This window comes from Lentzea atacamensis (genome assembly GCF_003269295.1).
Lineage (GTDB): Bacteria > Actinomycetota > Actinomycetes > Mycobacteriales > Pseudonocardiaceae > Lentzea > Lentzea atacamensis.
The window spans coordinates 623691-642629 of sequence record NZ_QLTT01000004.1; the positions used below are offsets into that span (position 1 = coordinate 623691).

The window sequence follows — 18939 nt, forward strand, 5'->3', positions numbered from 1 at the left end:
AGCCCGAGCACATCTGAGCCGCGAACTTCGCCGTGCCGCGTCAGGGTGTGCGCGGACCGGTTGATCTCTGCGAGCGCCTTTCCCGGTACGTGAATTCGACGCCACTGTCGAACAGGGCGGGCCGATCGTCGAATGATTCGAACGCGCTCAACGTGTTGTGCACCGGTTTTGCCGTGCGATCCCCCTTCGCGTTCGCAACCCTAGTCGAATGCGGAGGTCGTGGACTACCGTGCAACGCGAATCTCGTTCACGTTCGGCAAAGGCGGCGGCGATGCGGCGAGCGGTGCTCCTGGCAGTCCTGTTCCTCCTCTCACTGGTGATCACACCGGTGCGAGCGGAGTCGTTCGACGGCTCCGAGCTGCGCGTGTCCGGCGGGGTGTTCCGCGACGAGCACGGCCGTGAGGTCGTGTTGCGCGGCTTCAACGTCTCCGGCACCGCGAAGCTCGCCGAGTACCGCGGCCTCCCGTTCGCCTCGGTCGCCGACGCGCGCAAGTCCGCGAGCGCGATGAAGCAGCTGACCGGCGCGAACGCCGTCCGGTTCCTGCTGACGTGGGCGTGGATCGAACCGCAGCGCGGCCAGATCGACCGCGCGTACCTCGACGGGGTGACGCAACAGCTGCGGGCGTTCACCGATCAGGGGCTCCGCGTCTACCTCGACTTCCACCAGGACCTGTACTCGCGGTACCTGTTCAACAAGGACAGCTGGTACACCGGTGACGGCGCGCCCGCGTGGGCGGCAAGCGGTTACCCCAAGGAGTCGTGCGGCCTCTGCTTCCACTGGGGCCAGAACATGAAGAACAACAACGCCGTCACCGCGGCCACCTACGACTTCTGGCACAACCGCAACGGCGTGCAGGACTCGTTCGTCAACGCGGCCGGCGAGGCGCTCAAGCACGTCAAGCAAGCCTTGCCCGCGAACGAGTTCAAGCTCGTCGTCGGCGTCGACCCGCTCAACGAGCCCTACGCGGGCAAGTACGACGACGGCCAGACTTCCCAGCAGTGGGAGCGCGACCTCCTGATGCCGTTCTACCAGCGTTTCCGCGCTGAGATGGACGAGGCGGGCTGGGCCGCGAAACCCGCGTTCGTCGAGCCGCTGGTGTTCTGGAACCAGAACGTGGACTTCTTCGCCGAACCCGGCGGCCTCGCACTGGTGCCGACACTGGGCGAGCGGTTCGTGTTCAACGCGCACTTCTACGACGGCAAGGCGCAGTCGGGCCTGCTGATGCCGGGCAAGGCGGGCGACGGCCAGTACACCCAGGCGTTCCGCACGATCCGCGACCGCGCCACCGCGCTCGGCACCACCTCGATCGTCTCCGAGTTCGGCCACCCGGTCTCCGGCAACACCTCCGACAAGCTCTCCTCGGTGCTCAAGGGGATCTACCAGGGCCTCGACTCGACCGCTCCGGGCGCCCGCTGGTGGTCGTCTCCGCGCGGCAGCGTGATCTCGGGCAGCCAGTGGCACTGGGACATCAACTACGGCCGTCACCGCGAGCTGATGAACGACAACCCGAACAAGGTCATGACCGACGGCGACGCCATGAACGACGAGCACTTCTCGGCGGTGAAGCTCGACGCGTCCGGCAACCCGGTGCTCACCGTCGAACGCGCCCTCGTCGACCGCGTCTACCCGCAGGCCGTCGCGGGCACCACGCTGGCGTTCGCCTACGAGGACCGCGCCTACCAGACGTGGCAGCAGATCCCGCTGGCCAACGTCAGGTCACTGGTCGGCTCGGCGCCGTTCGCGGTGATCGTGTGGGACTCCAACGGCGGCTCGGCGCCGACCGAGCTCCACCTGCCCGGGTCGCTGCGCTCGCCGCTGGTCATCAGCTCGGCGTCGTCGAGCGTGCAGGGCGACAAGCTCCTGCTCCGTGGTGGCTCGGGACGACAGTTCGCGCTGGTCACGGCTGCCTCAGGCGGCAACACGGCGGCAGCGGAGGCAGAGCTGCGGCAGTGGTACCAGGGCTGGTGACGGTCGAACTTCAGCGGCAAGGGGCACGTGAGCTTGTTCCGTAAACTGGCACAGTGCGCACGAAACCTACTCTGACCTGGTCATCCTCAGGCCCGTCGCTGCCGCGCACCTCCACCCTCGCCGACGTCGTCCCGATCGTCGACGAGGGTGGTGTGCTGGTGCTGAGCGGCGCGGGCCTTTCCACGGAGTCCGGCATCCCGGACTACCGCGGTGAGGGCGGGTCCCTGCGCAAGCACACCCCGATGACCTACGAGGAGTTCACGACGAGTCCTGCGGGCCGCCGTCGCTACTGGGCCCGCAGCCACGTCGGCTGGCGCACGATCGCCCGCGCCCACCCCAACGCGGGCCACCACGCGGTCACCCGGCTGAGCCCGAAGCTGTCCGGTGTGATCACCCAGAACGTCGACGGCCTGCACCAGGCCGCGGGTTCCAGGGACGTCGTGGAACTGCACGGCGGCCTGGACCGCGTGATCTGCCTGGACTGCAGGGCGCTCTCACCGCGCATCGACCTGGACCGCCGCCTGCGCGAGGCGAACCCGGACTTCGCCGCCACCACGGACGAGATCAACCCGGACGGCGACGTCTTCCTCCCCGAGGAAGCGGTCCGCGGCTTCGAGGTCGTCGGCTGTCTGGACTGCGGCGGCGTCCTCAAGCCGGACGTCGTCTTCTTCGGCGAGAACGTCCCGCGTCCGCGCGTCGAACAGTGCTACTCGCTCGTCGACAACTCGCGCTCGTTGCTCGTCCTCGGCTCCTCCCTGACGGTCATGTCCGGCCTCAGGTTCGTGCGGCGCGCGTTCGAGGCCGGCCTCCCGGTCGTGATCATCAACCGCGGCGAGACCCGTGGCGACGCGTTCGCGACGCTGCGCGTCGACCTGCCGTTGGGCAAATCGCTCACCGAACTCGCGGACGCCGTTCTACAGTCCGGGAATGGTGACCTTCCCGGTCGATGACGTCACGCCCGTCACCGACGCCCTGCCCACGAGCCCGTTCGCCGCGCATTTCCCGGACGCGCTCGTGGCCGGCGGTGATGCGGAGGTCCTGAAACCCGACGGCGTCCACCCGCTGATGAGCGCCGTGGCGAAAGCGTTCGCCGAGCACCGTCCACTCGTGCTGACCCCGGACGCCATCTGGCTGACCATCGCCCGCGGTGTCGCGCAGCACGTGAAGCTGCACGCCGAGGAACTCCGCCAGCTGCTCGTGAGCCACGACGGCAAGAAGCGGCTCGAGGTTTTCGTCGACGGCCCGATGCCAGCCGACGCGCAGTCATGGGCCCACGTCGTGGAACTGTTCGCGAAGCAGATCGGCGACACGACGTTCGAGTGCGACTTCAGCACCAGCACCGATGTCGAACGGGTAGCGGGCCGCGTCGCGCTGATGGACGCCTACTCGCCGTACTACGCGTTCTGGATGATGTGCGTCTGCGGCATCCCGTCGATCACCCTGACCGGCACGGTGGACGACTGGCGCAAGATCCGCGCCCGCGTCGACGACCTCGGCGTTCTCGGCCTTGGCAAGTGGGTCCGGTCGCTCGCGCCGATCATGGACGAGTTCGTGCGAGCCTCCCAGGGGCGCCACGACACCGCGTTCTGGCAGCGCATCTACAACCCGGCCGACGCGTACGGCGGCGAGATCGTGACGGGCTGGATCACCCGGTTCTACCCGTACCTGGCGATCGGCGGCACGACCGGTGAGCCGAATCCCATGCTCGACCTGCGCCTCAGCGAGCCCCGCGACCGGACCGACACCGGCATCAGCACGAGCAACGTGCCCAACACGCTGTGCCGCGCCACGATCAACGTCAACGACCTCCACGACAACCGCGTGGTGGCCGTGGACGCGGGACTGGTCGGCGTGGCACAGGACCCGGACGGCGCGCTCCGCCCGGTGGCCGGCTGGGTGCTCGTCGAAGCGCCCGCGGACATCGAGACCGTGCTCGATCGGCTGGTGGCGGAACACGAGACCACCCCGCCGGTGCAGAGCGGGTTCGGACCGTCCGGTGGCGGCGACGCGATCGCCCTGCACAACCGGATCGGCTCGGCCTCCCTGTTCGGCGGCGCCTGGCGACTGCGCCCGCACACCGGGACGGCCTACGTGCGGTCCGGCCGGCACGACGCCCAGGTGCTGTTCGACCTCGCGGACGGCAGGAGGATCGCCGAGACCCTCGACTCGTACTGGATCGTGCTGCGTGACGGCGACGACCCGGCGACCGTGCCGGTGCTCGGCACGTCCCTGGCCCACCTGCTCGACGCGGCCATGGACTCCGGCGGCGACATCTCCCACCTCGAGGTGAAGAAGCTGGCCGACCTCTAGTTCTGGGTCCGGAAGCGGTCCAGCACCCGCCGTTCGCGCTTGGTGGGCCGCCCGGCACCCCGGTCCCGCCGCGCGATCGGGATGTCCGGCGGTGGCGGGGGAGTGCGGTCGATGAAGCACGTGGCCGCGTCCGCCGCACCCACCCGCTTCTGGATCACCCGGACGACCTCGACGATCCGGACCTTGTCCCCGACACGGGCACGGACCTGGTCTCCCGGAACCACGACCGTGGAGGGCTTCGCGGGCTTGTCGTTGATGCGCACGTGGCCGCCACGGCACGCCGCCGCGGCGTCCGGGCGGGTCTTCGTCAGCCGGACCGCCCACAGCCAACGGTCGATGCGCGTGGACTCCACCCCGACATCATGGCACTCTCGGAGATCATGAAGATCCTGGCGGTCGCACTCACCCTCGCCGCGTCGCTCACCCCCGTCGGCCCGCTCGGTGAGCTCACCGACCTCGCCGTGAAGCGCGTCCAGGTCGCCGATCTGGTGGCAGCGGCCAAGTTCGGCACACCCCAGCCGATCGACGACCCGGCGCGCGAACAGCAGGTGCTCGACACCGTCCGCACCAAGGCCGCGCAGCTCAGCCTCGACCCGGAGAACGCAGCGAGGTTCTTCCGCGCCCAGATCGAGGCGAACAAGCTGGTGCAACGCGGCCTTTACGCGCGCTGGACCGAGCACCCGGAGGAGGTCCCGTCGAGGCGCCCCGACCTCGGTACCGAGGTGCGGCCGATCCTCGACCGCCTCACCACCGACATCCTGAACGAGCTCAAGGACACCGAGCAGCTGCGCAAGCCCACGCTGAGGTGCGAGATCCACGCGACGTTCGCGGAACGGTCGGCGGTGGTGCTGCATCACCTCGACCCGTTGCACGAGAACGCGCTGGCCGAGGCGATGCGGCCGGTCTGTTCGAAGTAGACGGTCAGGCGGGAGGCGGCTGGGGGAGCGGGTGGGCGCTGGTCACGACGGCGCGACCGAAACGTGGCGAGACCGCGCTGGTCGTGGGTGCCACGGGCGGTGTCGGCACCGCGCTGGTCCCGTTGCTCGCCGCCGCGGGTGTGCGGGTCGTCGCCACGGCCACCGCCGCGGACGCCGATCTGCTGCGCGCCCTCGATGCCGAGGACACCATCGGCTACACCGACGCCTGTCCGCGCCAGGTCGACGTGGCGTTCAACCTGGCGCTACCTGGTGATCGGCTGGCCGGGATCGCTGGAGCGGTCCGCACGGGCGGCAGGTTGTTCACCATCACCCACCCGCTGCCCGTGCGGGGCCGGGACGACATCGACGTGGAGTTCGTGCTCGACCTCGACGTCCGGCTCGGTGGCATGCGCGAGGTGGCCGAACTGGCCACGAGTGGTGCGCTGCCCGCGACGATCGGACGCCGTTACGTCCTCGGCGAAGGGCCGAGGGCGTGCGCGGACCTCGTCCGGGAACACACCACGGGCAAGCTCGTCGTCACGGTGTGACGGCGTCCATACTGTCCACTGTGGACTTGAGGCCGAGCATCCTGGCGAGGCCCGAGATCTCGAGCACCTGTGTCACCTGTGCGGACGCGGCGGACAACCGCAGCCCGCCCGCCGCGGCCGAGGCACGGGCGTGTCCGCGCACAAGTGCGCTGATTCCGCTGGAGTCGCAGAAGGTGACGGCGGAGAGGTCCAGGACGACGTAGCGGTGGCCCTGGTCGAGGAGGCGGTCGAGCCGGGCGAGCAGCCGTTCCGCGCCAGAGGTGTCGAGCTCCCCGGAAACCACGAGGGTGGTGGAGGCAGGCGTCGACTCGGTGACCGTGACAACGAGCATCCCGCTGAGTTACCCGGGCAGCGTGGAACGAAACCGGTCCACTGACCGGTTTTCAAGTTGTTCGGTCAAGCACACCAGGGGTTCTCTCGCAGAAGATCGCGAAGGAGGCCACGTGCCCGTGCCGGACGCTCCGGCCGAAAAGATCAAAGATTCGACGCGAAGGTGTACCACACGGCCGCTGAGATATTTGCTGCCGAGATGGCGGAACTGCCGGTGTTCACGAATATTCCGGACCACCTCGTATCCGCTGTGTGACGACCTTTTGGTTGTAGCCAAAAGCTTCGACGACAATTTAGGCCGTCTGGAGACTGGCGGTGGGGCAGGTGCTTGTTGGGGAGAACAGGTCGCCTGGGTAAGAGGGGATACAGGGGGAATATATGAAGAGGCACGTGCGCGACAGTTTCTTCGTCGTGGGCGAAGGTGTGCTGGAATTCGACGACAAAGGTGAGGCCACCACGCGTCAGCCCTCCACGGCGGAGGAGTTGCGCAGGTTCCGCTTCTCCCGGCTGGGGCCGAAGGGCCCGCGGACGGACGAGGCACTGCGCGAGGCGCTGGCACTGGCGATGACGCCGGGGCGGGAGGTCGCACAGCCCGACTCGGAGAACCCGGCCGTGCCGGCGGGGTTCACCTACCTCGGCCAGTTCGTCGACCACGACCTGACGATGGACCGCACCGAGTCGCAGCTCGGCCAGGACGTCAACATCGACGATCTGATGCAGGGCCGCTCACCGGCGCTGGACCTCGACTCGGTCTACGGCCGCGGTCCGCGCGACAAGGACGACCAGATCTTCTACGCCGAGGACGGCGTGAAGCTCAAGATGGGCACCACCACCGCGCTGGGGCCGGGATTCCCTCCGTTCGAGGGCTTCGACCTGCCGCGCCGCGGAGGGACCGCGGGCACGCCGGCGGATCGGCGGGCGCCGCTGATCCCGGACCCGCGCAACGACGAGAACCTGGTGATCGCGCAGACTCACCTGGCGTTCATCCGCTTCCACAACCGCGTGGTCGACGAGCTCGCGCTCACCGGCCTCACCGGTGACCGGCTGTTCCGCGCCGCCAAGGAACTCGTGGTGCGGCACTACCAGTGGATGCTGAAGACGGACTTCCTGCCGCGCATCGTCGACCCGGCGATCGTGGACGACGTCTTCACCAACGGCCGCAGGTTCTTCGAGGTGCCCGGCAGGCACTACGGCCGGGACAACACGCCGACGATGCCGATCGAGTTCTCGGTCGCGTCCTACCGGCTCGGCCACAGCATGATCCGCGAGGAATACGAGTGGAACCGCGTGTTCAACTCGCCCGCCGGCCTGGCGGGAACGCTGTTCCTGCTGTTCGTGTTCACCGGCACCGCCGGCAACTTCGACCCCACTTCGCAGGCGCCGGAAGACCTGGACGACGTGAACAGGGGCGAGCTCTTCACGTTGCCCAGCAACTGGATCGCGGACTTCCGCCGCCTCTACGACTTCACCGAGGCGGACCGGGACGACCTCGTGCCACCGGCGGAGTCCGGCGGCGGCAACGTCACCAAGCGGGTCGACACTCTGCTGGTGAACCCGCTGCGTGGGCTGCCGGCCGGCACGTTCGGCGGTCGTGGGACGCAGTTCCCCGAGATCCAGCGCAACCTCGCGTTCCGCAACCTGACCAGGGCGAACATGATGGAGCTCGCCACCGGTCAGCAGATCGCGGAGCTGTTCGGGGCCGAGCCGCTCACCGCCGAGCAGATCCTGACCGGCAACGGCGGCGCGAACCTCGACTCGCTGACCGAGGAGCAGAAGGCGGAGCTGGCCGAGGCGACGCCGTTGTGGTTCTACGTCCTGCGTGAGGCGGAGTTCAACAACGGGCTGATGGGCCCGGTCGGCGGGCGGATCACCGCGGAGGTCTTCCACCGCGCGATGGAGGGCAGCCGGATTTCGATCGTGCGCTCGCCGTACTGGCGGCCCACGCTCGGCCCGGACTCCAGCACGTTCCGCATGGTCGACCTGATGCTGTTCGCCTTCGAAGGCAAGGCGGACCTGCTGAACCCCCTCGGGGACTCGTAGCCCGACAACTGATCTTCCTCGTCCGTCCTGTCCGGCTGGGTGGTGGCAGCCGGACAGGAGAGGGAGATTGATGTTGCGTCCAGAAACCACACGCCGCGAAAGCACGGAAGAACGCCTCACCCGTTTCGCGGGTGGCGCCGGAATTCCACTGCTGCGCATCGGACTCGGGGTCGTGTACCTCTGGTTCGGCGTGCTGAAGCTCTTTCCCGGTGGCAGCCCTGCCCAGGATCTCGTCGAACGCACGGTCTCCGCGCTGACGTTCGGGATCATCCACGGGGATTTCGCGAGACTGAGTGCCGCGATCACCGAAATCGGGATCGCACTGGTTCTGCTGAGCTTCCGCGCACCACGATTGTGCGCGGTCCTGCTGATCGGTCACGTCGTGCTGGTGTCGACACCGCTGGGGTTGTTCCCCGGCGAGATGTGGACCGGTCCGCTGCAGGCGTCCTTCGAAGCCCAGTACATCCTGAAGAACCTGGTGACCGTCGCCGCCGCGGTGGTCATCGCCTCATCGCACCCGAGGGTGCGATAGCGCGGGAGCCGCTCGATCCCCCAGGTCGGGCGGCTCCCGCTGCGGTACTTTCCGACCATGGGGGGCTCATTCGCGCCATTGGCGCATCCGGCTTTTCGTTGGCTGCTCACGGCCCGTGCGACGACCATGGCGGGCAGCGCGATGGCGCAGATCGCGCTCGTGTTCGCCGTGCGGGACGTGACCGAGTCGATCACCACACTCGGTGTCGTCGTGGCGGCGCGCTCGATCGCGAACGTCGTGTTCCTGCTGTGGGGCGGTGTCGTCGCGGATCGCCTGCCCCGCCAGTACGTGCTCGTGGGTTCGTCCGCGGTGTCCATGGCCAGTCAGGCCCTGCTCGCCGTCCTGGTGCTGACCGGAACCGTGTCCATCCCGGCGTTCGTGGTGCTGGCGGCGGTCAACGGCATGTCGACCGCCTTCTCCTTCCCGGCCTCCGCGGCACTCGTTCCGCAGACGGTGCCTGCCGAGCTCCGGCAACGGGCCAACGCCCTGCTGCGCCTCGCGCTCAACTCCTCGATGATCGCGGGTGCGTCGCTGGGCGGCCTGCTGATCGCGTTCGCCGGACCGGGCTGGGGCCTGGTGGTGGACGCGTTGTCGTTCGGCCTGGCCGCGCTCGCCTTCTCCTTCGTGCGCGTGCCGGCCGCCCGCGTCGCCGCCGAGCACAAGCCGGGTGTGCTGTCCGAGCTGCGGCTCGGCTGGACCGAGTTCGTGTCGCGGACCTGGGTCTGGGGCGTGGTCGTGGCCTTCTTCTTCGTCAACGCGGCCTACGCCGGCGGCACGATGGTCCTCGGCCCGGTCATCGCGGACACCGTGATCGGGCGCGAGACGTGGGGCCTGGTGCTGTCAGCGCAGACCGCGGGCATGCTCGCCGGAGCGTTCGTCGCGATGCGCATCCGCGCGCGGCGCCTGCTCCTGTTCGGCGTGGCATTCGTGATGGGGTTCGCGGGACTGCCGCTGGCGCTCGCCCTCCACCCGGAACCCTGGTTGCTCATGGTCGCCTCGTTCGTCTGCGGCGCGTGCATGCAGCAGTTCGGGGTGGCCTGGGAGACCTCGCTCCAGCACCACGTGCCGGGCGAACGACTCGCGCGGGTCTACTCCTACGACATGCTCGGGTCGCTCGCGGCCGTGCCGCTGGCCCAACTCGTGGTCGGGCCGGTGTCGAGCGCCGCGGGTATCACGGCGACGCTGCTCGGCTGTGCCGCGATCCCAGCGCTTGCGACGGTGGCGATGGTCGCCTCCCCGTCGGTGCGGTCCGTCGAGAACGCTCCAGCGGTTCAGGCGGTCCGCTGACCGTCACCGTCCGGGTTGTGCCAGAGTGCGCGGCATGGGGAGAGCGCTGGGGACACTGGCCGTTCTGCTGCTCTGCGCCGGATGCGGCGCGGGTGAGGTGGCGACGCAGCCACCGCCTACGACGACTGTGCCCTCTGGACACGCGGTGGTCGTGCCGCAACCGGCACCCACGAGCCTGGCTCCGAAGTCCTGCACGCCGGACCCCGCCACCGTGCGGGCGGTGCCTGCCCCGCTGATCCCGAAGGTGGTGCGGGAGCCGTTGCCGCCAGAGGGAAACGTCGCGGGAACCGAGCTCGCCGCCAAGATCCGGCCGGTGCTCGAGCGGGTGTGCGCGTCCGGTGACTTCTCGCCCGAGGCAACCCGGAAAGCGCTTGCTGGTTACGATGCGCGGGTGTTCCGGCCCGACGAGTCGATCACCGGTGTGGCGTTCGTGATCACCGTGCCAAGAGCCTGCGTGCTTGGCGAATTGAGACCGGAAACGTGCGGATCTCCGTAGAAGGGACTACGAAGTCAGCGCGATGCGAATGATAAAGTACAACTGTTTCAGATCCACTCGACTGGGGGAGTGAATGAAGCTCAAGCGGTTCACCGTGCTGTGCACCGCGCTCACGCTGACGGGTGCCACCCTGGCACCGGCCGTGGCTTCCGCGGAAGACCACTCGTTGGCGGAGCGTCTGCGTGAGGCGATCGTCGCGCAGAACTTCAAGGACGTCATCGACCTGACGCCGCCGGAGGCGACCCTCGCCACCGCGCGGTCGGCGGAGCAGCGGGAGAAGTACGACCCGAGCCCGGCCGAGCTGATGAACAAGGCCCAGGCGCGGATGACGATGTCGGCGGAGGCAGCGGGCAAGCCGTTGCACCAGACGCCGAACATGGACGCGGCGATCATCGAGCTCAACGAGTACGGCCGGCCGAAGCAGGTCGCGAACGTGCTGCTCAGCCCGCAGTACCCGAACGGCGTCGTCGTGCCGGTCAAGAAGCCCGGACTGTCGACCGACCAGGTTCGTTACCGCTGGTGGGACGACACCGAGTGGGACGTCAACGGCGGCAAGGGCACGCGTGACGTGCTGGCCGGCCGGGAGAACGCGCCGATCGACTTCTCCTCGCCGTACCCGGCGTCGGTGCTGAAGCTGATGGTGGGCTTCGGTGTGCTGCGCCTGGCCGACGAGGGCAAGGTCGACCTGGACGCCGACTACGTCTACGACCCGAACCCGGTGCGCCCCGCGTGCGGCGGCAAGTCGGTGAAGAAGATCCGTCAGCACTTCGACGAGATGATCACGAAGTCGCAGAACGAGTCGACCTGCGCGCTGATCAAGATGATCCACGATCTGAACGCGTGGGACCACGTCAACCAGACGTTCGTCAACCTCGGCATGCCCACGCTCATGGTCACCGAGACCATTCCCGGCAACGGCGGCCGCTGGATCGGCTCGAACATGAGCGGCCTCGACACCGCGAAGCTCCTGCTGCTCATCAACGGCGGTGGCCCCGGTGCACTGTGGACGACCGGCAAGGGCAAGGCGGTCACCAGGAACGAGCTGTCGCTCTCCTCGCGGAAGTTCTTCCAGGAGACGCTGCTCGGCCAGGGCCACAACGAGATGCTGTCCACCTCGAACTGGTGCGGCCGCGACTACCCGACCCAGGGTCTGCCGCAGCAGGTTCCGTCGCGCTGGATCAGGCCGGACGGCACCGTGAAGGTCGGCGACGCGGTCTACGACCGTGACGTCCGCCCGTGCAACGAGACCGCCGAGGTGACCTTCGCCCACAAGACGGGCTGGGTCGACACCACCGGTTCAGACGCGGGCATCGTGAAGTCGTTCCGCGGCAAGAACAAGCGCAACTACATCGTGGTCGTGTTCTGCAACCTCGGCACCGACTACGTCGACGCCAACCGCCCGGCCGACCCGCCCGGCGTGTTCCCCGTGCTGTACACCCAGAAGTACGCCCAGCTCGGCAAGGCGATCGACAACATCATGAAGAACATGTAGTTCTGGCACCGAAAAGGGCCGTCTCCCGTCTGTGGAGGCGGCCCTTTTTCACACCGCCGCGGTGCCGATCAGCCCGTTGCGCGTCACTTTCGTCGCGAGCTCCTCTTCGGACAGTTGCTCGGTGCCCCCAGGCCGCCGCGGCAGCACCATGTATCGCGACTCGGCGTTCGCGTCCCACACCCGGATCTCCGTGTCGGCGGGCAGTTCCAACCCGAACTGCGCCAGCACCTCCCGCGGATGGCTGACCACCTTCGACCGGTAGGCCGGACTCTTGTACCAGGTGGGCGACGGCCCGAGCAGTGCGATCGGATAGCAGCTGCAAAGCGTGCACACCACCACGTTGTGCACCTTCTCGGTGTTCTCCACGACCCGCAACCGTTGAACCTGAAGCCCGCCGCCCATCGACAACCCGACCGCGGGCAACGCCTCGTTCGCGTTCTCGAGCAGCCTCGCCTTGAACTCCTCGTCCACCCAAGACCGTGCCACGACCCGGAACCCGTTGGCAGGCGTGGCCTTGTGCGCGAACGCCTCCAACGCCCGGTCAAGTTCAGTCGCGTCCAGCAACCCCTTCTCCTCCAGGATCGCCTCCAGCTCGCGAACGCGCGCGGCGATGGGGGAGTCGTCGTGATCGTCACTCATCGCTGAGGTACTCCTCCCAAAGAGACAGTGTCACCGTGTGATCCCCCTGCCCGAACAGTTCCCGCGCCGTGAACCGCACCAGATAAACCGGCTGCGGCCGCTCAATCCCCCGCGCCCTCAGGTCCGCGAGCGGATGCACGCCGTCATCACCGATCACCACGCCCACCCGCCCACGCGCGTAGCCGGGCAGCCGAGTGTGATGATCCGGGTCCACAGCGGACGTCCGCACCCGGTCACCCTCCCGGAACCGCTCAGACATGCCCCTTCTCCTTCAGGAGCGTCTGAATGGCCCGGAACCAGTTCTCGTAGTACGACGACTCGTGTGACATCGTCCGCTCAACCGCGTCCCGGAACTCGTCCAGGTTGTAGACACCGCGCCCGACCAGCGCCCGGTTCATCGCGAAGACGTGCGCCTCCCAGTCCGCGTGGAACGCGGGCTCGTCCAACTCCTCCTCGACCGGCCCGAACCCGTCCTGCCCGCCGACGTCGTTGATCCTCGGCATCTCACCTCCTGCGCTCAACCAGATTCTGCGCCGCCTCGGCCCAGTTCGGAAAGCGGAACTCGAACCCGGCCTCCTCGAGCCTGCCCGGCACGACCCTCCGGCTCTTGAGCAGCAACTCGGTGTCACTCCTGATCGCGAACGCCCCGACCTCCGCCATCAGCCGGTTCGCCGGCAGTCCGACGGGCACGCGCCAGGCCTTTCGCAACTCCCGCATGAAGTCCTTCTGCGGCAACGGCCCAGGCGCCGCGAGGTTGACCGCACCCTCGATCGGCTCCCTGATCAGCAGCGCAACGGCCCGCACGAAGTCGTCGTCGTGAATCCACGACACGTACTGCCTCCCACCGCCAACCGCTCCGCCAAGCCCGAGCCGCACCAGCCACGACAGGTAGTCGAACGCCCCACCCCGGTCCGGACTCATCACGATCGCAGCTCTCATCGCGACCTTGCGGGTCTCCGGAGTGTCCGCCTTCTCGAGCTCGGCCTCCCAGTTCTTGGCAATCTCAACGCTGAACCCCCAGTACCCCGGCACGCCCTTCTCGTCCCCGCCGACGATCCCGGTCGCCTCGTCGTTGGGTGCGTCGAACCGATGCGCGTAAATCGTCGCCGTGCTCATCTGCAACCACACCTTCGGCGGCCTGGCGGCCCGAGCAATCGCTTCCCCCACCACCCGCGCCGACTCGACCCGCGACCGCATCATCTCGTCGAGGTTCTCCCGCGTGTACCGGCAACTGACACTCCGCCCGGCCAGGTTGATCACCACGTCCGCGCCGTCGATCTCACTCGCCCACGCCCCGAGCGTCCGCCCGTCCCACCGAACGCCGCTGCCACGGCTGACGATCACCACCTCATGACCGGCCGCGGTCAACGCCCTGCGCAGCACGCCACCGATCTGGCCGGTGCCGCCTGGAATCACGATCTTCATCATCATCGCCCCCTTCGGTGGCGACGCTAGCCCGCTGAACCTGAGAGTCCGGGTTCGGCGGCTTCGCCGACCCGGCACATGCCCTCCTTCGTCGGGCGTGTGCCGGACCGAATTTCTGTGGTCGGCTTTTGTTGGTGGTTGCGGGGCGTGGTCTGTTTGCTTTCTTTGTGTTTCGGTTGCGTAGATGGTTGCTAGTGGTTGCGTGGCGTCTAGAGAGAGTTTGTGCGCACGGTGCCATATGATGGTTGACCTGCTGGTTCACTCGATGGTGTAGTGCTCGTCCCCCTTTGTTGTCTTTGATCTCGAATAGAATTGTGGGCATGGAAGCGGTCGAGGTTCTCGATGCTCTCGCCTATCACGAGAAACAAGTCGCCTATCATCAGGCGCAGGGATTGCGCATCCTCGCGGATTACGCCATCGCGTGCAAGGGCGAGGAATTCTTCGACGCCGAGATCGCGGCCGGGATGCGGTGGACCTCACGCTGGACCACCGACCAGATCACCCTGGCCCTGGACCTGGCCACCAAACTCCCGCGCACGCTGGACGCCCTGGAGAAGGGTGACATCGACCTCTACAAGGCCCGCGTCGTGCACGACAAGACCGTGCCGCTGTCGTCTGAGCTGGCGGCGGAGGCGGAGGAGCTGGTGCTGGCCAAGGCGGAGGGCAAGACCGGCGCGCAGCTGCGGCAGCTGACCAGCCGGGTGGTGATGCGCGTCGACCCCGACGGCCACCAGGACCGGGCCGAGTTGCGCAAGGCGCAGCGGTGCACGGGGTTGTCGGTGACGCCGGAGGACGGCATGGCCCAGTTCTGGGCCTATCTCCCGGCCGCGCGGGCCACCGCGTGCTATGAGCGCGTGGACACCATCGCCCGCGGCCTGCAGACCCCGGCCGACCCGCGCACCCTCGACCAGATCCGCGCCGACGTGGTCGCGGACCTGCTGCTGGCCACCCCGGACAAGACCAGCGCGGTGAAGGTCGAGCTGTACGTGACCGTGTCGGCGGCGACGCTGCTGGGGTTGTCGGAGCAGCCGGGTGAGCTGGCCGGGTACGGCCCGATCAGCGCCGACCTGGCGCGGGAGCTGGCCGGTGACGCGACTTGGCGGCGGCTGCTCACCGACCCGACCACGGGTGAGGCGCTGGAGTTCGGCACCAGCACCTACCGGCCACCGGCGAAGCTGCGCCGGTTCGTGTGGACGCGGGACCGCACCTGCCGGTTCCCCGGTTGTATGCGGCCCGCGTACAAGTCCGACCTCGACCACACGGTGCCGTTCCCGGAAGGGCCGACCTCGGAGGCCAACCTCGGCCCGTTCTGCCGCCACCACCACCGCGTCAAGCACCGCACGGCCTGGGAAGTCAGCCAACCCGAACCCGGCAGGTTCTACTTCCGCAGCCCCGCCGGAAAGACCTACCAACGCGAACCGGAACCGGTACTGGGCGACCCACCACCGTTCTAACCCCCGCCCCACGAACGGGTTGCGATCCAAGGAAAATCCCTCGATCGCAACCCGGCCTTTGGCGACCGTCAACGCAGCCGGCGTCCCACCGCATCGGCCTGGGTCGAACCCGCGTTTCTGGCGGCCGTCAACGCAACAGCGCTACCCGCATGGGTCTGGGTTGCAACCCGCCCTTGGGGACACCGGCGTAACCGGCGTTCCACCGCATCGGCCTGGGTCGAACCCGCCCCCTCTGGGCGCCCGCCAACGCAACCGGCTCCAGCCGCATCGGTCTGGGTCGCAACCGGCCCTTTTGGCGACTGCCCGCGCAACCGGCGGCCCAACCACATCGGCCTGGGGCGCAACCCGTCCTTTTGGTGGCCGCCAACGCGACCGGCTCCACCCGCGTCGGTCTAGGGCGCAACCCGACCCCTGGCGACCACCTACGCAACTGCCGCCACCCGCACGCCACATGCCCACGCCCCGCAACCACTTACGGAACCCGACCACAGAAACTCGGTCCGGCACACGCCCGACGAAGGAGGGCATGTGCCGGGTCGGCGAAGCCGCCCAAACCGCGACCCGGGCCACCCGCCCTGCCCAACGCAATTCGCGCTACTCGCTCTGCCTAGCGCAGTCCGTGCCACCGGCCTGCGCTACTCGCTCTACCCCAACGCAACCCGTGCCACCGATCCGCGCCACCGCCCAACCCCAACGTCACCAACGCCACCGACCTGCGCCGCCCGCCAACTCCCGCCCGCCAACGCACGCACGCCAGCCCTCCACGTGCGCCCGCCACGTACGCCCACCCACGCCCCACTGGCGGCCCACCCGTCAGACCGGATGCCGAGCCACCAGCACCATCGCGTCCAACACCCGCCACCAATCCTGCTCACCCGCGTCCACCACCCGTCCAACGGCAGCCAACGCAGCAACCACATCCGCCGGATCAGCACCGATCTCAGCCGCCACCCGCCGAAACCGCTCACTCCGCCCCACCCGGACAAGCGACGGCGGCACCGGCGGAGGCGCCTCCTCGGCACCCTCCCCGAACGAGATGCGCAACTCGGTCCCCAGCGCACCGGCCAACCGCGCCAGCGCCCCGGTGGTCGGGTTGCCGCGCCCGTTCTCAAGGTTCGCGATGTACGGCACGGAAAGCCCGGCATCAGCGGCAACCGAGGCGACAGTGCGCCCGCTGGCCTGACGAAGGGCACGAAGCGTCGGTCCGAGAGAGTCCACGAAGCCTATCTTGACAGAACACAGAACGCCTGTCTCTATCTTGTGAGTATGAGTGCCTGGGGGATGAGGGACTTCCGGTTCCTGTGGACCGGACGGGCTGTCAGCCTGCTCGGATCGTGGTTGCTGGTGGTGGCGGTACCGGCGCACATGTACGCGCTGACCGGATCGGTGTTCGCCACCGGCCTGACACTCGCCGCCGAGTACCTGCCGGCGTTGCTGCTCGGCCCGATGGCCGGCGTGCTCGTCGACCGCTGGGACCGGCGGCGGGTGATGATCGCGGCAGACGTGTTCCGCGCCGGCGCTGTCGCGGTGATGCTGATCGGGACGCCGGCTGCGATCTACGTCGCGGTGATCGCGGAAAGCGTTGGCGCGGTGGTGTTCCGGCCCGCGGCTCAGGCGCACGTGCCGGCTGTGGTGGGGACTGGTCGCGCGTTGAGCAGCGCCAACTCGTGGAACGCCGCCACCGACGCCGTGGTGCGGCTGGTCGGGCCGCCGCTCGGGGGAGTTCTGCTCGTGTGGGCCGGTTTCGAGGTCCTGATCGGACTGGACGTGGCGAGCTACCTGGTCTCGGCCGTGGCGATCGCCTGCACTCGCAGGAGATCCTCCGAGAAAACAGGACGATCAGGGTTGAAGGCTGGGCTGAAAGCGTTGGGGGAGTTGAAACTCGCGCGGACGTTGTTGCCGCTCACCGGTGTGTTCCTGGCGGCCAACGCGGCGTTGAGCGCGTTGCTGGTGCCGTTCGGGGTGCGGAACCTCGGTGGCAGCACTCAGGTCGGCATGGTGCTGTCGGCGCTCGGCGTCGGTTTCCTGGCCGGGGCGGTCGCAGTTCGATGGCTCGATCGGGTGCAACTGCGGACGGTGCTCGCGGGCGCGCAACTGGGGACGGCGGGCGGGTTCGCGGTTCTGTTCAGCGCCCAGGAACTCGGGATCGCGATGATCGCCGCGGTGGTGATCGGCGCGTTCGGATCGATCACGGTGGTGGCGCCGCAGACGGCGTTGCAGAGGGTGGCGGACAACGAGTACCTCGGGCGGATCAGTGCGGTGTTCCTCGCGGTGGAGGCGTTGGCGACGCTCATCGGGGCGATCGTCGGGCCGTGGGTCGCGGAAAGTGTTTCGCTCAGCTTCGCGGCCATGGGTGCTGCTGTGATCACGGCGGTCGGGGCGTTGGTCGGCGCTGTGACCGTTCCTCGGGTTATGCTCGCGCCGAAACGCTCAAACGAACAGGCGGACTCCCATGCGTGAACCCGGCGAGGTGAGGCGGCAGCGGATTCTGGCCGTCGTCGCGTCGCGGGGCACGGTCAAGGTGAGCGATCTGGCCAGCGAGCTGGACGTCTCGATCGTCACGATCCGGCGTGACGTCGAGGAGCTGGCCAGGCTCGGCAAGTTGCGCCGAGGGCACGGTGTCGCGCGGTCGCTCGGCCCGGTTCAGCATCCGCAGCCGGTGAAACCGGCGAACGGTGCGGTGGCGCTGGTCGTGCCGGAGCGGCACGCGTACCTGTACGAGACGATGAACGGCGCGCGCAAAGCTCTGGAAGAAGCGGGCATGCGGGTCGTGCTGCACATCGCGCCGCAGGTCAAAGGCGCGGAGAAACCGATCGTCGAACGAGCGCTCGCCGAACCGGTCCAGGGTCTGCTCATCGCACCGCGGTGGCGCACCTGCGAAGAGGAGTCGGCCGACGACTGGCTCGCCGAGACCGGTGTGCCGACGGTGCTGATGGAACGCCGGCCCAGCGGGCGGCTCAGGGCGATGAACTCGGTGTGCTCGGACCACTGGTACGGCGTGCACCTGGCCGTGAAGCACCTGACCGATCTCGGCCACCGGCGGATCGTGCTGGCCGCGCGCGACGACAGTCCGACGGCGAGAGCGCTCAGGCGAGCCTTCAAGGAGATCTCCAAGGACCTCGAAGACGCCATCACGGTCGGGAGCTCACCGGACACCGGGCTCGTCGGCATCCTCAGGGCACATCGGGCGACGGCCGCGATCCTGCACGGCGACGTGGATGCGTTGATGCTGGTCCAGCAGCTGACGGACGCCGGGATCAAGGTGCCGCAGCGGTGCTCGGTGGTGGCGTACGACGACGTGGTCGCGGCACTCGGCAGCATTCCGCTGACGGCGGTCGCGCCGCCCAAGACCGAGGTGGGGCAGGTGGCCGCCCAGCTGCTCCTGCGGCAGCTGCGCAACCCGGGTCAGAGCGCGGAACGCGTTGAGCTGCTGCCCGAGTTGAAGGTCCGGTCATCGACTGAGCGTTTGAACGTTTCTTGACGCAAAAGCGATCAGGCGA

General features: G+C 68.4%; 20 protein-coding genes. 13 read left to right on the forward strand and 7 right to left on the reverse strand.

Annotation, left to right across the window (positions count from 1 at the left end; genetic code table 11):
• The first annotated feature begins 271 nt into the window (after positions 1-271).
• The 3 genes from C8D87_RS21830 to C8D87_RS21840 are packed head-to-tail and all read left to right on the forward strand — an operon-like array spanning position 272 to position 4279.
• On the forward strand, positions 272-1969 hold the full coding sequence (locus C8D87_RS21830; RefSeq protein WP_112228130.1) for a cellulase family glycosylhydrolase: 1698 nt from the start codon (positions 272-274) through the stop codon (positions 1967-1969).
• A gap of 53 nt (positions 1970-2022) precedes the next feature.
• Complete coding sequence (locus C8D87_RS21835; protein ID WP_112228277.1) at positions 2023-2919, forward strand: NAD-dependent protein deacetylase; 897 nt, start codon at positions 2023-2025, stop codon at positions 2917-2919.
• Positions 2897-4279 carry a DUF4419 domain-containing protein gene (locus C8D87_RS21840; protein ID WP_112228131.1) on the forward strand — a complete coding sequence of 461 codons (1383 nt, stop codon included), beginning with the start codon at positions 2897-2899 and terminating at the stop codon, positions 4277-4279. Before C8D87_RS21835 ends, C8D87_RS21840 begins: the two co-directional genes overlap by 23 nt.
• Here the strand turns inward: C8D87_RS21840 and C8D87_RS21845 are convergent.
• Positions 4276-4632 carry an RNA-binding S4 domain-containing protein gene (locus C8D87_RS21845; protein ID WP_109638538.1) on the reverse strand — a complete coding sequence of 119 codons (357 nt, stop codon included), beginning with the start codon at positions 4630-4632 and terminating at the stop codon, positions 4276-4278. The genes C8D87_RS21840 and C8D87_RS21845 overlap by 4 nt on opposite strands.
• 9 nt (positions 4633-4641) lie before the next feature.
• On the opposite strand from C8D87_RS21845, the gene C8D87_RS21850 reads away from it, so the two are divergent.
• The gene (locus C8D87_RS21850; protein ID WP_112228132.1) at positions 4642-5196 is read left to right on the forward strand and encodes a chorismate mutase; all 555 of its coding nucleotides are present in this window, start codon (positions 4642-4644) and stop codon (positions 5194-5196) included.
• An 83-nt stretch (positions 5197-5279) separates the two neighbouring features.
• On the forward strand, positions 5280-5744 hold the full coding sequence (locus tag C8D87_RS21855; protein ID WP_215732418.1) for a zinc-binding dehydrogenase: 465 nt from the start codon (positions 5280-5282) through the stop codon (positions 5742-5744).
• Here the strand turns inward: C8D87_RS21855 and C8D87_RS21860 are convergent.
• Complete coding sequence (locus C8D87_RS21860; protein ID WP_109638541.1) at positions 5734-6075, reverse strand: STAS domain-containing protein; 342 nt, start codon at positions 6073-6075, stop codon at positions 5734-5736. The genes C8D87_RS21855 and C8D87_RS21860 overlap by 11 nt on opposite strands.
• 377 nt (positions 6076-6452) lie before the next feature.
• Between C8D87_RS21860 and C8D87_RS21865 the strand changes: the two genes are divergently transcribed.
• The 5 genes from C8D87_RS21865 (at position 6453) to C8D87_RS21885 (ending at position 11921) form a co-directional block, all read left to right on the forward strand.
• Positions 6453-8114, forward strand: coding sequence for a peroxidase family protein (locus C8D87_RS21865; RefSeq protein WP_112228134.1), 1662 nt, complete (start codon positions 6453-6455; stop codon positions 8112-8114).
• Between the two features lie 70 nt (positions 8115-8184).
• Positions 8185-8646: a DoxX family membrane protein gene (locus C8D87_RS21870; protein WP_112228135.1), complete on the forward strand. Its 462-nt coding sequence runs from the start codon at positions 8185-8187 to the stop codon at positions 8644-8646.
• 57 nt (positions 8647-8703) lie between these two features.
• Positions 8704-9933: an MFS transporter gene (locus tag C8D87_RS21875; RefSeq protein WP_112228136.1), complete on the forward strand. Its 1230-nt coding sequence runs from the start codon at positions 8704-8706 to the stop codon at positions 9931-9933.
• Between the two features lie 34 nt (positions 9934-9967).
• Positions 9968-10429: a hypothetical protein gene (locus tag C8D87_RS21880; protein WP_146771823.1), complete on the forward strand. Its 462-nt coding sequence runs from the start codon at positions 9968-9970 to the stop codon at positions 10427-10429.
• A 73-nt stretch (positions 10430-10502) separates the two neighbouring features.
• The gene (locus C8D87_RS21885) at positions 10503-11921 is read left to right on the forward strand and encodes a serine hydrolase (RefSeq protein WP_112228138.1); all 1419 of its coding nucleotides are present in this window, start codon (positions 10503-10505) and stop codon (positions 11919-11921) included.
• A gap of 48 nt (positions 11922-11969) precedes the next feature.
• Here C8D87_RS21885 and C8D87_RS21890 read toward each other — a convergent pair whose 3' ends face one another.
• The 4 genes from C8D87_RS21890 to C8D87_RS21900 are packed head-to-tail and all read right to left on the reverse strand — an operon-like array spanning position 11970 to position 13988.
• Positions 11970-12560: a nitrile hydratase subunit alpha gene (locus C8D87_RS21890; protein WP_112228139.1), complete on the reverse strand. Its 591-nt coding sequence runs from the start codon at positions 12558-12560 to the stop codon at positions 11970-11972.
• Positions 12553-12819, reverse strand: a complete 267-nt coding sequence (locus C8D87_RS48930; RefSeq protein WP_215732419.1) for an SH3-like domain-containing protein — start codon at positions 12817-12819, stop codon at positions 12553-12555. Before C8D87_RS48930 ends, C8D87_RS21890 begins: the two co-directional genes overlap by 8 nt.
• Positions 12812-13063 carry an SH3-like domain-containing protein gene (locus tag C8D87_RS48935; protein ID WP_211337469.1) on the reverse strand — a complete coding sequence of 84 codons (252 nt, stop codon included), beginning with the start codon at positions 13061-13063 and terminating at the stop codon, positions 12812-12814. The genes C8D87_RS48930 and C8D87_RS48935 overlap by 8 nt, the downstream gene beginning before the upstream one ends.
• A 1-nt stretch (position 13064) precedes the next feature.
• Positions 13065-13988, reverse strand: a complete 924-nt coding sequence (locus C8D87_RS21900) for a TIGR01777 family oxidoreductase (protein WP_233442228.1) — start codon at positions 13986-13988, stop codon at positions 13065-13067.
• A gap of 317 nt (positions 13989-14305) precedes the next feature.
• Between C8D87_RS21900 and C8D87_RS21905 the strand changes: the two genes are divergently transcribed.
• Positions 14306-15439: an HNH endonuclease signature motif containing protein gene (locus C8D87_RS21905; protein WP_112228141.1), complete on the forward strand. Its 1134-nt coding sequence runs from the start codon at positions 14306-14308 to the stop codon at positions 15437-15439.
• A gap of 813 nt (positions 15440-16252) precedes the next feature.
• Here the strand turns inward: C8D87_RS21905 and C8D87_RS21910 are convergent.
• Positions 16253-16804 carry a helix-turn-helix domain-containing protein gene (locus C8D87_RS21910; protein WP_112228142.1) on the reverse strand — a complete coding sequence of 184 codons (552 nt, stop codon included), beginning with the start codon at positions 16802-16804 and terminating at the stop codon, positions 16253-16255.
• On the opposite strand from C8D87_RS21910, the gene C8D87_RS21915 reads away from it, so the two are divergent.
• Together C8D87_RS21915 and C8D87_RS21920 are read left to right on the forward strand one after the other, a co-directional pair.
• Positions 16706-17899, forward strand: a complete 1194-nt coding sequence (locus C8D87_RS21915) for an MFS transporter (RefSeq protein ID WP_112228143.1) — start codon at positions 16706-16708, stop codon at positions 17897-17899. The genes C8D87_RS21910 and C8D87_RS21915 overlap by 99 nt on opposite strands.
• Positions 17892-18920: a substrate-binding domain-containing protein gene (locus C8D87_RS21920; protein ID WP_112228144.1), complete on the forward strand. Its 1029-nt coding sequence runs from the start codon at positions 17892-17894 to the stop codon at positions 18918-18920. The genes C8D87_RS21915 and C8D87_RS21920 overlap by 8 nt, the downstream gene beginning before the upstream one ends.
• Positions 18921-18939 lie beyond the last annotated feature (19 nt).